The organism is Streptomyces pseudovenezuelae (genome assembly GCF_029892565.1).
GTDB classification, from domain to species: domain Bacteria; phylum Actinomycetota; class Actinomycetes; order Streptomycetales; family Streptomycetaceae; genus Streptomyces; species Streptomyces pseudovenezuelae_A.
Window position 1 is genome coordinate 853,393 of record NZ_JARXVH010000002.1, and the last position, 13,267, is coordinate 866,659.

Here is a 13,267-nt window from a genome sequence, read left to right on the forward strand (position 1 = left end):
CAGGAGTTCGGGTGAAGCAGGTCGTACAGAACTACAAGAGCGGCGAGCTGGCGGTGCTCGACGTGCCGGTACCGGGGTGCAAGCCGGGCGGGGTGCTGGTGCGCAGCGCCTTCTCGCTGATCTCCACCGGGACCGAGCTCATGAAGGTCTCCGAGGCCGGCATGTCGATGCTGGGCAAGGCCCGCTCACGGCCGGACCAGGTGGCCAAGGTCATGCAGAGCGTGGCCACCAACGGGGTGCCCGCCACCTACCGCAAGGTGATGGGCAAGCTGGACTCCTACACGCCGCTGGGCTACTCGCTGTGCGGGGTGGTCGAGCAGGTCGGCGCCGGGATCGACGACGTGAAGGTCGGCGACCTCGTGGCCTGCGCCGGCAACGAGCACGCGCTGCACGCCGAGCTGAACTGGGTGCCCAAGAACCTCTACGCCCCGGTCCCCGACGGTCTCGCGCCGCGGCACGCGGCCTTCGGCACCGTCGGGTCGATCGCGATGCAGGGCGTCCGCCAGGGCGAGCCGCAGCTCGGCGAGGTGGCGTTGGTCATCGGTCTCGGGCTGATCGGGCAGCTGGTGGTGCAGCTGCTCACCGCCGCGGGCGTCCGCGTGGTCGGAGCCGACCCCGACCCGGTGCGCTGCGAACTCGCCCAGAGTCTGGGCGCCGTGGCCTGCGGCGATCCCGCGTCCGCGGCCGTGGAGGCCGCCGTCGCCGAACTCACCGGCGGTCACGGCGTGGACCAGGTGTTCCTGGCCGCCGGCGGCGGCAGCAACCAGCCCGTCGAGCTGGCCGCCCGGCTCTGCCGGGACCGCGGCCGGGTCGTCGACATCGGCAAGTGCCGCCTGGACCTGCCGTGGAACGCGTACTACGAGAAGGAACTCGACGTCCGCTTCTCGCGCTCCTACGGCCCCGGGCGCTACGACCCGTCGTACGAGCTGGAGGGACGCGACTACCCGATCGGCTACGTGCGCTGGACCGAGCGCCGCAACCTGGCGTGCTTCCTCGATCTCCTCGCCCGCGGCAGGGTCGACGTGGAGCCGCTGGTCTCCCACATCGCCGACTTCGACGACGCCGTCGAGACGTACCAGCGCCTGAAGGACGGCGAACTGAAGGCCGTGGCCGTGCTGTTCCGGTACCCCGAGCAGAAGCAGGACGCCGGAGTATCGGGGGAGGCGGAGTCCCCGGCGGTGACCGTGCCCGCCGTGCGACGCAGCGGCAAAGCGCCCACCCCGACCCGGTCCGCCACGGCGCCGGTACGCCTCGCGTTCGTCGGCGCGGGAAACTACGCGACGTCGATGCTGCTGCCGCACCTGGCCCAGCGCGACGGCGTCGAGTTGTCGACCGTCGTCACCACGACGGCGCTGTCCGCGGCCAACGCGCAGCGGAAGTTCGGCTTCGCCGAGGCGACCACCGATCTCGATGCCGTGCTCGGCGACAAGTCCATCGACGCGGTGTTCGTGGTCACCCGGCACAGCTCGCACGCCGAACTGACCCGGCAGGCACTGCTGGCCGGCAAGACGGTGTTCGTGGAGAAGCCCCTGGCCCTCACCGAGGACGAGCTGGCCGGCGTACTCGCGGCGGTGGAGGAGTCCGGCAACGACCGGCTGCAGGTGGGCTTCAACCGCCGGTTCGCGCCGCTGCTGCAGGAGGCCAGGAAGCGGTTCGGCGTCCGGACCGGTCCGGCGAGCCTGCGCTACCTGGTCAACGCCGGTCGGCTCCAGCACGGCAGCTGGTATCTCCAACAGGGCACCGAGGGCTCGCGGTTCGCCGGCGAGGGCGGACACTTCATCGACACGGCGAGCTGGCTGCTGGAGGCCGACCCGGTCTCGGTGTACTCGGTCGCCACGTCCGGCAACGAGGACCTGCAGATCGTGCTGGGCTACCCGGACGGGTCCACCGCCACCATCAGCTACGTCACCACCGGCGCGCCCGGCTTCCCCAAGGAGACGCTGGACCTGGTCGCGGACGGCAAGGTGCTGCGGCTCGACGACTTCGTCAAGGCCTCGGTCTACGGCCGTAAGAAGTGGGTCAGTTCGCGGCTGCCCAAGGCCCGGGACAAGGGCCAGAACGCCGAACTGGCCGCGTTCATCAAGGCGGTTCGGACCGGCGGACCGATGCCGGTGCCGCTGGAGTCGCTGGTCGCCACCACGGCGGCCACCCTCGCCGTGCAGGCCGGCCTGGCGGGCGGCGCGCCGGTGACGCTGGCGAGGGCGCGATGACTGTGAACTCGGGGAGTCCGGGCTGGTACCTGCGGCGGCTGTCCCGGATGGGACCGCGGGAGGTCGCGGGCCGGGCGGGCGACGCCGTGCGCAGGCGGCGGTGGCGGTCGGCGCGGCCGGACTGCCCGAGCGTGACCGGTGCCCGGTTCATCGCGGTCCTGCCCGCGGGAGCGATCGCCTCGGTGCCACCGGACGCCGCGAAACGTCTCATCGCCGAGGCGGACCGGCTGATGTACGGGCACGCCGAGTACTTCGGGGTGGTCCGCGACGACCTGGACGACCCGGACTGGTGGTGCGACCCGAAGACCGGGCGCCGGGCTCCCTGGGGCTACGCCTTCGACCTGCCGTACCGCGACGAGGACGCGGTCGGGGACATCAAGCAGATCTGGGAGCTGTCCCGGCACCAGTACCTCACCGTGCTCGCCGCCGCCTACGCGGTCACCGGGAACGAGCGGTACGCCGAGCGCGTGGCCGAGCACCTGCGGTCATGGTGGAAGGCCAACCCACCGCTGCGCGGCGTGCACTGGATCAGCGGCATCGAGCTGGGCATCCGGCTGCTGTCCTGGGTGTGGATCCGCCGGCTGCTCGACGGCTGGCCGGGCGCGGCCGACCTGTTCGAGGGCAACCCGGTGGCGCTGAACCAGATCTGGCACCACCAGCGCTGGCTGGCCGCCTTCCCCAGCCGGGGGTCTTCGGCGAACAACCACGTCATCGCCGAGACCGCCGGGCAGTTCGCCGCGGCCTGCGCGTTCGGGTGGTTCCCCTCCTCGCCGCGTTGGCGGGCCGACGCGCTGCGGTCGCTGGAGCGGCATCTGCGCGGCAACACCTTCGACTCCGGCCTCAACCGCGAGCTGGCCACCGAATATCACGGACTCGTGCTGGAACTCGGTCTGGCCGCGGTGGCCGAGGCGGATGCGGCCGACGTGCCGGTCCCCGCGTCGATCCGGCTGGTGCTGCTGCGGATGACCGACGCGCTCGCGGCCGTCGTGGACAACCGGCTGCGGCCGCCGCGCCAGGGGGACGCGGACGACGGGCACGGTCTGGTCGTGGACGGCGCGGGCACCGACCGCTGGGCCTCGCTCCTTGCCACCGGGGACGCCGTGTTCGGCCGGCTCGCCTGGTGGCCGACGGTGACCGGCGCCGATGTGCGCACCCCGCTGCTGGCCGCACTCATCCGGCCGTACGCGGAAAACGGAACCGCACCGGCCGTGACCCGACCGGCAACTCGACCGGCCCACTTCGCCGACGCGGGGCTCACCGTCCTGCGCGGTCCGGAGGAGATCTGGTGCCGCTGCGACGGCGGCCCGCACGGCTTCCTGTCCATCGCCGCGCATGCCCACGCCGACGCACTGTCCGTGGAGGTCCGGCACGACGGAGTCGACGTGCTCGCCGACCCGGGGACGTACTGCTACCACGGGCAACCCGAGTGGCGGCAGTACTTCCGCTCGACCCTCGGCCACAACACCCTGCAACTGGACGGCGGCGACCAGTCCGTCTCCGGCGGCCCGTTCCTGTGGACCCGGCACGCCCGCAGCCGCGTCCTGACGGCGGACACGTCCGGCGAGGGAGTGGCCCGCTGGTGTGCCGAGCACGACGGCTACCAGGGCTCCGTGCACCGCCGCCGGGTGGAACTGACGGCCGCGAGCCAGGAGCTGCGGGTGGTCGACGAGGTCCGCGGCCAACACGGCCCGCGCCGGGCCGTGCACCTGACGTTCCACCTCGGCCCCGCGATCGCCGCGGACCTGGTGGGGAACCGGGCAGTGCTCACCTGGATCCGGGACGGTGAAAGGCGTTCCGCGGTGCTCGAACTGCCCGGACAGTTGTCCTGGCGGGCGCATCGCGGCGAGACCGACCCACCGCTGGGCTGGTACTCCGCCGGATTCGGGCGCAAGGAACCCACCACCACGCTGGTCGGCACCGGCTTCACCGAGGGCACGAACGGGTTCACCACCGTGCTCAGGTTCCGCGGCTTGGGGGGCGAGTGAGGATCAAGAGACGGCACTGGGCGCTTGCGGCGGCACCGCTGGCGCTGGCCCTGCTGGCGGCGACCGGCTGCGAGAGCACGTCGGGTGCCCCGGCCGCGAAGCCGACCGCCGCGCCGTCCACGTCCACGTCCGCCGCCCGGTCCGTGGCCCGGGTGTGCGCCAACCCCGCTGCCGGACCGGCGAAGGCACCGGCGGGCGCGGTGACCGTGGACCCCGCGGTGGTCGGCGACCTGGCGGCGAAGACCAAGAGCAGCCCCCCGAACACCACGTTCTGGCTCCGGCCGGGCACACACAGACTTGAGCGGGACCGCTACGCCCAGGTCATCCCCAAGAAAGGGGACCGCTACCTCGGCGCACCGGGCGCGGTGCTCGACGGCCGGAAGGTCAACCAGTACGCCTTCGCAGGTACCGCAGGCGATGTCACCATCCGCTATCTGACCGTGCAGGGATTCGTCGCGCCGCAGGACGAGGGCGTGGTCAACCACGACTCGGCCGACGGATGGGTGATCGAACACGCGACGATCCAGGACAACTCCGGTGCCGGGCTGATGGCAGGTGCCCGCCAGCAGGTCCGCGCCAACTGCCTGCGCGACAACGGCCAGTACGGCATGAACGCCTACAAGGGCAACGGCCGCATCACCGGTCTGGTGGTCGAGGGCAACGAGATCGCGGGCAACAACACCGGTGACTGGGAGCGGCGGCGAGAGGGCTGCGGCTGCACCGGAGGCATCAAGTTCTGGGCCGTCAACGGCGCCGACGTACGCGGCAACTGGGTGCACGACAACCGCGGAGCCGGGTTGTGGGCGGACACCAACAACAACGACTTCCGCATCGAGAACAACGTGATCGAGGCCAACGACGGTGCCGCACTGATCTACGAGACCAGCTACAACGCGGTCATCCGGGACAACACGATCCGGCGGAACAACTGGGTCGAGGGCCGCAAGGCGGCCGGCAGCGGCGACAACTTCCCGTACGCCACCGTCTACCTGTCCGAGTCCGGCGGCGAACCACGGATCAAAGCCCGCACCGACAAGATCGACATCTACCGGAACGTGCTGGAGAACAACTGGTCCGGGATCACCCTGTGGGAGAACGCCGACCGGTTCTGCAACAGCCCGGCCAACACCTCGTCCGGTGACTGCACGCTGCTGGTGAAGAAGACCGCCAGCTGCGCGAAGCCGGCCATCGCCAAGGCACCCCTCTACTCCGACTGCCGGTGGAAGACCCAGCGGGTGGACATCCACGACAACCGCTTCGTGCTCGACGAGTCCGTCGTCAAGTGCACGGAGATGTGCGACCGCATGGGGGTGCTGTCCAACTACGGCACCTATCCGGACTGGTCGCCGTACCAGGGCGAGCGGGTGGCCGACGCCATCACCGAGAAGCAGCACAACCGCTGGCACGACAACGTCTACGTCGGGCCGTGGAAGTTCGTCGCCCAGGACCAGAGCCGGGTGCTCGACTTCGGGCAGTGGCAGGCGACGCCGTACCAACAGGACAAGGGCAGCACCCTCGACCTGCGGGCCGGTGGTTGAGATGGCTGAGAAGCCGACGCGCGGTGGACTCCCGGGCGGACCGGACACGGTCGGCACGCAGCCGGGCGCCGAACCGCGCCCGGCCGGCACACCGAAGATCGTCGGGATCGTCTGGGGGCTGCTGATCCTCAACACGCTCGGCTCCGCCGGGTCGAAGACCATCGTCCCGCTGCCCCGCTCCCTCATCCAGATGGTCACGATGGGCTCGCTGATCGCCGCGTTCGCGCTGGCACTCCTGGTCAATCAACGGCTGCGCATCCGGCCCAGCGCCTACGTGCTCCTGCTCACCCTGCTGCTGGTGTCGAGCGTGATCGCCAGCGCGAGTCTGGAGTCCGGGCTCGGCGCGCTGTTCCGCTGCGGCCGACTGGCCCTCTTCATCGGCACACTATGGCTGCTCACCCGCTGGTGGGACGGCGGCCTGACGTTCGTCCGCCACCACATCCGGATGTACTTCGCGGTGCTCGGATCGGTGGCCGCCGGCCTGGTCGTCTCGCCGGGCGCGGCCCTGCCCGGCCTCTACGGCGGACGCCTCGTCGGCGCGTTGTGGCCGCTCACCCCGCCGCAGATCGGGCAGTACGCGGCGGTGATCATCGGGCTCTGCGTGCTGCTCGTCGTGGGTCGCCGGATCGACAGGACCAGCGCGGTGGTGGTCATCGTGCCGTCCTTCGTGCTGCTCGCGCTGACCCACACCCGGACGGCCACGCTCGGCCTGTTCATCGGGCTGGCGTTGGCGATCTGCTCGCTCATCCTGACCAGCGCGGCAGCCCGCCGGTTCTTCACCTGGGCGGTGCTGTGCGCCGTGGTGGCCGCAGTGGGTTTCGCCTCCGCGCTGCAGTCGTGGTTCCTGCGCGGACAGAGCCAGGAGAACTTCTCCAGTCTCACCGGTCGGGCCAAGGTCTGGAACGCCCTGCTGGCCGCGCCCCGGTCGACCGCGGAGCAGGTGTTCGGCGTGGGCCTGGGCGACAAGTCGTTCGGCGGTCTGCCGATCGACAACAGCTGGCTGGCCGTCTACAACGAGCAGGGTCTGATCGGCATCACCCTCGTCGCGACGATCATCGTCGTGCTGGGCGGCGTCGCGCTGCTGCGGCCGCCGTCGCTGGAGAGGGCCTGCGCGATCTTCCTGATCAGCTACTGCGCGATCGCGTCGTACACCGAGGCCGGTCTCGGCGACGCTTCGCCGTATCTGCTGCATCTGGCCCTGGCCGCCTCGCTGTTGGCGGCCCCGGCCCAGGCCGCTCCCCTCTTGATGCCCGAGGTCACCCGACGGCACATCCCGCGCTGGGCCCGTAGATCGGAGGTGATCTGAGCATGCACGTTCTCGTGGTGCACAACCGCTACGCCTCGGCGCAGCCGAGCGGGGAGAACAAGGTCGTCGACCAGGAGGTGGAGCTGCTGCGCACGGCCGGCCACCGGGTCGGGGTGTTCGAGCGGCGCAGCGACGACATCGGCGCCCGCTCCCTCCTCGGCAAGGTCGCGGTGCCGCTCCTGGTGCCGTGGAACCCGGCGGTGCGCACGGAACTCGCCGCACGGCTGCGCGCCGAGCGGCCGGACGTGGTGCACGTCCACAACGTCTTCCCGCTCCTGTCGCCCGCGGTGCTCGCCGCCTGCGCCGACGCCGGTGTGCCCGCCGTCGCCACGCTGCACAACTACACCCAGGTCTGCCCGCCCGGCACGCTCCAGCGGGAGGGCCGACCGTGCACCGAGTGCGTCGGATCGACACCGCTGCCCGCCGTCCGGCACGGCTGCTACCGCAACTCCCGCCTTGCGACGGTGCCGCTCGCGGTCAGCCTGTCGGTCAACCGGCGGCGGTGGTGGTCAGGCGTGGAGCGGTTCTTCTGCATCTCCGCGGCGCAGCGCGACGTCCTGGTGCGCTCCGGCATGCCCGCCGAGCGGCTGGCGGTGAAGCACAACTTCGTGCCGGAGCCGGGCACTTGCCGAACGGGCGACGGCGAGCACGTGCTCTATCTCGGCCGGCTCGCGGAGGCCAAGGGCGTGCGGCTGCTCATGACCGCGTGGGACGAGATCGCGGCGGGCGGCGGTATGGGCGTACCGCTCGTGATCGCCGGCACCGGGCCGCTGGAGCCAGAGGTGACCGCCTGGGCCGCGGGCCGGGACGACGTGCGCTACGTCGGCCTGTACGACCCGGAGCAGTGCCGACAGGTCATCGCGCGGTCGGTCGCCGTGGTGGCTCCCTCGACATGGCTGGAGGCGTTCGGCCTGGTGGTCGTGGAGGCGATGGCGGCCGGGGTGCCGACCGTCGCCGCCGGTCACGGCGCCTTCGTCGAACTCGTCGAGGAGGGCGTCACGGGGCTGCTGCACCGGCCGGGGGAGCCCGCCTCGCTCGCGTCCTGCATACGCCGGATCGCGGCCGAACCGGCCCGCAACCGGGAGATGGGCCAGGCCGCCCGGCGCCGCTACGAGCAGGGATTCAGCCCGGCCGTCGGCCTGGAGCGCCTGGTGGAGGAGTACCGCACCGCGATCGCGGGTCGGTCAGCACTGGCTCGCGGCGGGGACACACGCGCGAGCAGGGGGGATGGGGACAGCAGATGACACGATGCCGACTCTGCGGCTCGGAAGCGATGGCGAGCGTCGTCGATCTTGGGGCGACGCCGCCGTGTGAGAGCTTTCTCGCCGCGGACCAACTGGACCAGCCGGAGCCCGCGTACCCGCTGCACCTGCGGGTCTGCACCGACTGCTGGCTCGCGCAGATCCCGCCGCTGATCACGCCGGAGGAGACGTTCAAGGAGTACGCCTACTTCTCCTCGTACTCGACCTCCTGGGTGGAGCACGCGCGCGCGTTCGTCGCGGATGCCGTGCGGCGGGTGGGTCTTGGGCCCGACGCCTTCGTGGTCGAGGTCGCGAGCAACGACGGGTACCTGCTGCGGCATGTGGTGGACCGAGGGATCCGCTGTCTCGGCGTCGAGCCGTCGGTGAACGTCGGCGCCGCGGCACGCGATGCGGGGGTGCCCACGCTCACGGAGTTCCTGGACCCGGCCACCGGCGACGCCGTCCGCGCCGAACACGGCCCGGCGGACCTGGTCGTGGCCAACAACGTGTACGCGCACATCCCCGACGTCGTCGGGTTCACCCAGGGGCTGCGCGCCCTGGTTGCCGACGACGGCTGGGTCTCCATCGAGGTGCAGCACCTGCTGACCCTGATCGAGGAGAACCAGTACGACACGATCTACCACGAGCACTTCCAGTACTACACGGTCGCCTCTGCGATCCGAGCCCTCGCGAGCGGCGGACTCGCGCTCGTGGACGTCGAGTTGCTGCCCACGCACGGCGGCTCCGTCCGGCTGTGGGCCCGGCCTGCCGAGGTGGCCGGCGAGCCGACCCGGCGAGTGGCCGACGTGCTGGCCCGGGAGAAGGCGGCCGGGTTGCAGGAGCTGGCCGGGTACGCCGAGTTCTCCGCCCGGGTGGCCAAGGTGCGCCGGGACCTCCTCAAGTTCCTCATCGAGGCGGCCGAGCGCGGCGAGACGGTCGTCGGCTACGGCGCCCCGGGCAAGGGCAACACCCTGCTCAACCACTGCGGCATCCGGCCCGACCTGCTCGCGTACACGGTCGACCGCAATCCGTACAAGCACGGCAGGTTCACCCCGGGCACCCGCATCCCGATCCTGCCGCCCGAGCAGATAGCCGCCGACAAGCCGGACTACGTCCTCGTCCTCCCGTGGAACCTGCGGGCCGAGCTGGTCGAGCAGCTGTCGTTCGTGCACGAGTGGGGCGGCCGGCTGGTCTTCCCGATCCCGGAACTGAGCATTGTCGAGGTCAAGTCGTGAAGGTCGTTCTGTTCTGCGGCGGTTACGGGATGCGCATGCGCAACGGAACCGCCGACGACGTGCCCAAGCCGATGGCGATGGTCGGCCCACGACCGCTGATCTGGCACGTCATGCGCTACTACGCCCACTTCGGGCACACGGAGTTCATCCTGTGCCTCGGGTACGGGGCCCACCACATCAAGGACTTCTTCCTCAACTACGAGGAGACGACGTCCAACGACTTCGTGCTGCGCCACGGGCGGACCGAGCTGCTGTCCACCGACATAGCCGACTGGACGATCACGTTCGCGCAGACCGGCATCGAGTCACCGATCGGGGAGCGGCTGCGCAGGGTGCGCCACCACCTGGACGGCGACGACATGTTCCTCGCCAACTACGCCGACGTGCTCACCGACGCCCCGCTGCCGGAGATGATCGACCGGTTCGCCCTGCGTGACGCCGGTGCGTCGATGATGGTGGTGCCGCCTCAATCGTCGTTCCACTGCGTGGAGTTGGGCGAGGACGGCCTGGTGGGGGGCATTACCGCGGTGAGCGAACTGCCGTTGTGGGAGAACGGCGGCTACTTCGTGCTCCGCCAGGAGGTCTTCGACCACATACCGGAGAACGGGGACCTGGTCGCCGACGGATGTGCCGAACTGGCCAAGCGCGGGCGGCTGGTGGCGCATCAGCACCGCGGCTTCTGGAAGCCGACCGACACCGTGAAGGAGCGGGCCGCGCTCGACGACGCCTACACCCGGGGCGACCGCCCGTGGGCCGTGTGGGAACGGGACGGCGCGGAGGCGAACACCGCGGTGAGGACCGCGTGATCCAGCTCGGCGCCGGCCGCCTGGACCGGATCGTCGCAGTGGGCGCGCACTGCGACGACATCGCCATCGGCGCCGGCGGCACGCTGCTGACGCTGTGCCGTGCGCGGCCGGGCATCCGCGTCGACGCGCTGGTGCTCTCCGGCGGCGGCAGCGAGCGGGAGCAGGAGGAGCAGGCCGCACTCGCCGCCTTCTGCCCGGGCGCCGACCTGCGGCTGACCGTGCACAAGCTGCCGGACGGACGGTTGCCCGCGCACTGGGAGGAGGCCAAGGCCGCGGTCGAGGAGCTGCGCCTGCAGACCGAACCGGAGCTGGTCCTCGCGCCGCGCACCGATGACGCGCACCAGGACCACCGCGGCCTGGCGAAGCTGATACCCACCGCGTTCCGCGACCACCTCGTGCTCGGCTACGAGATCGCCAAGTGGGACGGCGACCTCGGTCGGCCGGCGGCCTACCAGCCACTGTCGCCCGAGATCGCCGAACGGAAGGTGCACCTGCTGCAGGAGCACTACCCCTCGCAGCGACACCGGCCCTGGTACGACCGGGAGGCCTTCCTCGGCCTTGCCCGGATCCGCGGCATCGAATGCCACGCGCGCTACGCCGAGGCGTTCGCCGTCACCAAACTCACGCTCAACCTGGGGGACTGAACCTTGCGCGTACTGCTGACCGGACACCAGGGCTATCTGGGCACCGTGATGGCCCCGGTCCTCGCGGCCGCCGGGCACGAAGTCGTCGGCCTGGACGCCGGCCTGTTCGCCGACTGCGTCCTCGGCCCGGCGCCCGCGGACCCGCCGGGGGAGCGGATCGACCTGCGCGACGTCACGCCCGAACACGTGGCAGGGGTGGACGCCGTGATCCACCTGGCCGCCCTGTCCAACGACCCGCTGGGATCGCTGGCGCCGGAACTCACCTACGACATCAACCACCACGCGTCCGTCCGCCTCGCGCGGCTGGCCCGCGACGCCGGAGTGCGGCGCTTCCTGTACGCGTCCACCTGCTCGGTCTACGGCGCGTCCGGCGGCGACGGCCTGGTGGCCGAGGACGCTCCGCTGCGCCCGGTGACGCCGTACGCGGAGTCGAAGGTGCGGGTGGAGGACGACCTGCACGCGCTGGCCGACGGCGACTTCACCCCGGTGTTCATGCGCAACGCCACCGCCTTCGGCTACTCGCCCCGGCTGCGCGCCGACATCGTGCTGAACAACCTGGTGGGCCACGCGCTCCTGTCCGGCGAGGTGCTGGTGCTCTCCGACGGCACCCCCTGGCGCCCACTGGTGCACGCCGCCGACATCGCACGCGCCTTCACGGCCGCGCTGACCGCGCCGCGCGAAGCGGTGCACGACCGGGCGTTCAACATCGGCAGTGAGATCAACAACGTCACCGTCGCCGAGATCGCCGAGCAGGTCGCCGAGGCGGTGTCCGGCGCGAAGGTGGTGATCACCGGGGAGAACGGTGCCGATCCGCGGTCCTACCGGGTGGACTTCTCCCGGTTCCGCGCCGCGATCCCCGGCTTCGACTGCGAGTGGACGGTGAAGCAGGGCGCGCTCGAACTCGCCGACGCCTACCGGAAGTTCGACCTGACCCGGGAGGACTTCGAACGACGCTTCACCCGCCTTGCCGTACTGCGCGCGGCGTCCGAAGCCGGCGCCGTCGACGACACCCTGCGGTGGCGCCGATGACCGACACCGCCGAAGAGATGTACACGCTGGTGGAGCGGATGTACCCGCTGTGCCGGAGCATCACCGGCGACGGGGTGCGCGCCACCCTGGACATCGTCGGGGAGTACATCCCCTTGCAGGTGCACGAGGTGCCGACCGGGACGCAGGTCCTCGACTGGACGGTGCCGCAGGAGTGGAACATCCGGGACGCGTACATCGCCGACACCGCCGGCCACCGGGTCGTCAACTTCGCCGCGTCCAGCCTGCACGTGCTCGGTTACAGCGTGCCGGTGTCTGCGACCATGCCGCTGGCCGAGCTGCGCGCACACCTGCACACCCTGCCGGACCACCCGTCCTGGGTCCCGTACCGCACGAGTTACTACAAGCCGGAATGGGGGTTCTGCCTGGCTCAGGAGACTCTGGACGCGCTGCCGGACGGCGAGTACGAGGTACGCGTCGACTCCACACTCGCGGACGGCCACCTCACCTACGCCGAGCACGTGGTCCCCGGACAGGTCCCCGACGAGGTGATCGTCTCCTGCCACGTCTGCCACCCGTCGCTGGCCAACGACAACCTGGCCGGCATCGCGGTGGCGACGTTCCTCGCCCGGGCACTGGCACAGGAAACGCCGTACTACACCTACCGGTTCATCTACGCGCCCGGCACCATCGGGGCGATCACCTGGCTGGCCCGCAACGCGGAGCGGGTGGAACGGGTCAAGCACGGCCTCGTGCTGGCCTGCGCCGGGGACCCGGGCCAGGTGACGTACAAGCAGAGCAGGCGCGGCGACGCGGAGATCGACCGGGTGATGCGGCACGTGCTGACCGCGTCCGAACGCCCGCACCACGTCAACGAGTTCACCCCGTACGGCTACGACGAGCGGCAGTACTGCTCGCCCGGCTTCAACCTCGGCGTCGGCTCGCTCACCCGCACCCCGTACGCCGGCTACCCCGAGTACCACACCTCGGCGGACAACCTGGACTTCGTCTCCCCGGAGGCGATGGCGGACACCCTCGCAGTCTGCCGCGAGGCATTCGCCGTCCTCGACCGCAACCGGCGGTACCTCAACCTCAGCCCCTACGGCGAACCACAGCTGGGCCGGCGCGGGTTGTACGACGCGCTCGGCGGCCGCAGCGACACCAAGCAGGCCCAGATGGCCATGCTCTGGGTGCTCAACCTCTCCGACGGCGAGCACAGTCTGCTGGACGTCGCCGAGCGGTCCGGGCTGCCGTTCAGCGCCGTGGCCGCCGCAGCCGACGCCCTGTGCGGCGCCGAACTGATCAAGGCATGACG

The 13,267-nt window shown here is 71.1% G+C and carries 10 protein-coding genes; all 10 read left to right on the plus strand.

The window, feature by feature from the left end:
* The first annotated feature begins 11 nt into the window (after positions 1-11).
* The 10 genes from M2283_RS08540 to M2283_RS08585 are packed head-to-tail and all read left to right on the plus strand — an operon-like array spanning position 12 to position 13,265.
* Positions 12-2,210, plus strand: a complete 2,199-nt coding sequence (locus M2283_RS08540; RefSeq protein WP_280875486.1) for a bi-domain-containing oxidoreductase — start codon at positions 12-14, stop codon at positions 2,208-2,210.
* Positions 2,207-4,195, plus strand: a complete 1,989-nt coding sequence (locus M2283_RS08545) for a heparinase II/III family protein (RefSeq protein ID WP_280875487.1) — start codon at positions 2,207-2,209, stop codon at positions 4,193-4,195. The genes M2283_RS08540 and M2283_RS08545 overlap by 4 nt, the downstream gene beginning before the upstream one ends.
* Positions 4,192-5,733, plus strand: a complete 1,542-nt coding sequence (locus tag M2283_RS08550) for a right-handed parallel beta-helix repeat-containing protein (RefSeq protein WP_280875488.1) — start codon at positions 4,192-4,194, stop codon at positions 5,731-5,733. Before M2283_RS08545 ends, M2283_RS08550 begins: the two co-directional genes overlap by 4 nt.
* A 1-nt stretch (position 5,734) precedes the next feature.
* Complete coding sequence (locus M2283_RS08555) at positions 5,735-7,039, plus strand: O-antigen ligase domain-containing protein (RefSeq protein WP_280875489.1); 1,305 nt, start codon at positions 5,735-5,737, stop codon at positions 7,037-7,039.
* Positions 7,040-7,041: 2 nt separating this feature from the next.
* Entirely contained in the window at positions 7,042-8,283 is a 1,242-nt protein-coding gene (locus M2283_RS08560; RefSeq protein WP_280875490.1) for a glycosyltransferase, read from the plus strand.
* Entirely contained in the window at positions 8,280-9,515 is a 1,236-nt protein-coding gene (locus M2283_RS08565) for a class I SAM-dependent methyltransferase (protein ID WP_280875491.1), read from the plus strand. Before M2283_RS08560 ends, M2283_RS08565 begins: the two co-directional genes overlap by 4 nt.
* On the plus strand, positions 9,512-10,321 hold the full coding sequence (locus tag M2283_RS08570) for a glucose-1-phosphate cytidylyltransferase (protein ID WP_280875492.1): 810 nt from the start codon (positions 9,512-9,514) through the stop codon (positions 10,319-10,321). Before M2283_RS08565 ends, M2283_RS08570 begins: the two co-directional genes overlap by 4 nt.
* On the plus strand, positions 10,318-10,965 hold the full coding sequence (locus M2283_RS08575; protein ID WP_280875493.1) for a PIG-L deacetylase family protein: 648 nt from the start codon (positions 10,318-10,320) through the stop codon (positions 10,963-10,965). Before M2283_RS08570 ends, M2283_RS08575 begins: the two co-directional genes overlap by 4 nt.
* 3 nt (positions 10,966-10,968) lie before the next feature.
* Positions 10,969-11,994, plus strand: a complete 1,026-nt coding sequence (locus M2283_RS08580) for an NAD-dependent epimerase/dehydratase family protein (protein WP_280875494.1) — start codon at positions 10,969-10,971, stop codon at positions 11,992-11,994.
* Positions 11,982-13,265, plus strand: coding sequence for a DUF4910 domain-containing protein (locus M2283_RS08585; protein ID WP_280875495.1), 1,284 nt, complete (start codon positions 11,982-11,984; stop codon positions 13,263-13,265). The genes M2283_RS08580 and M2283_RS08585 overlap by 13 nt, the downstream gene beginning before the upstream one ends.
* Positions 13,266-13,267 lie beyond the last annotated feature (2 nt).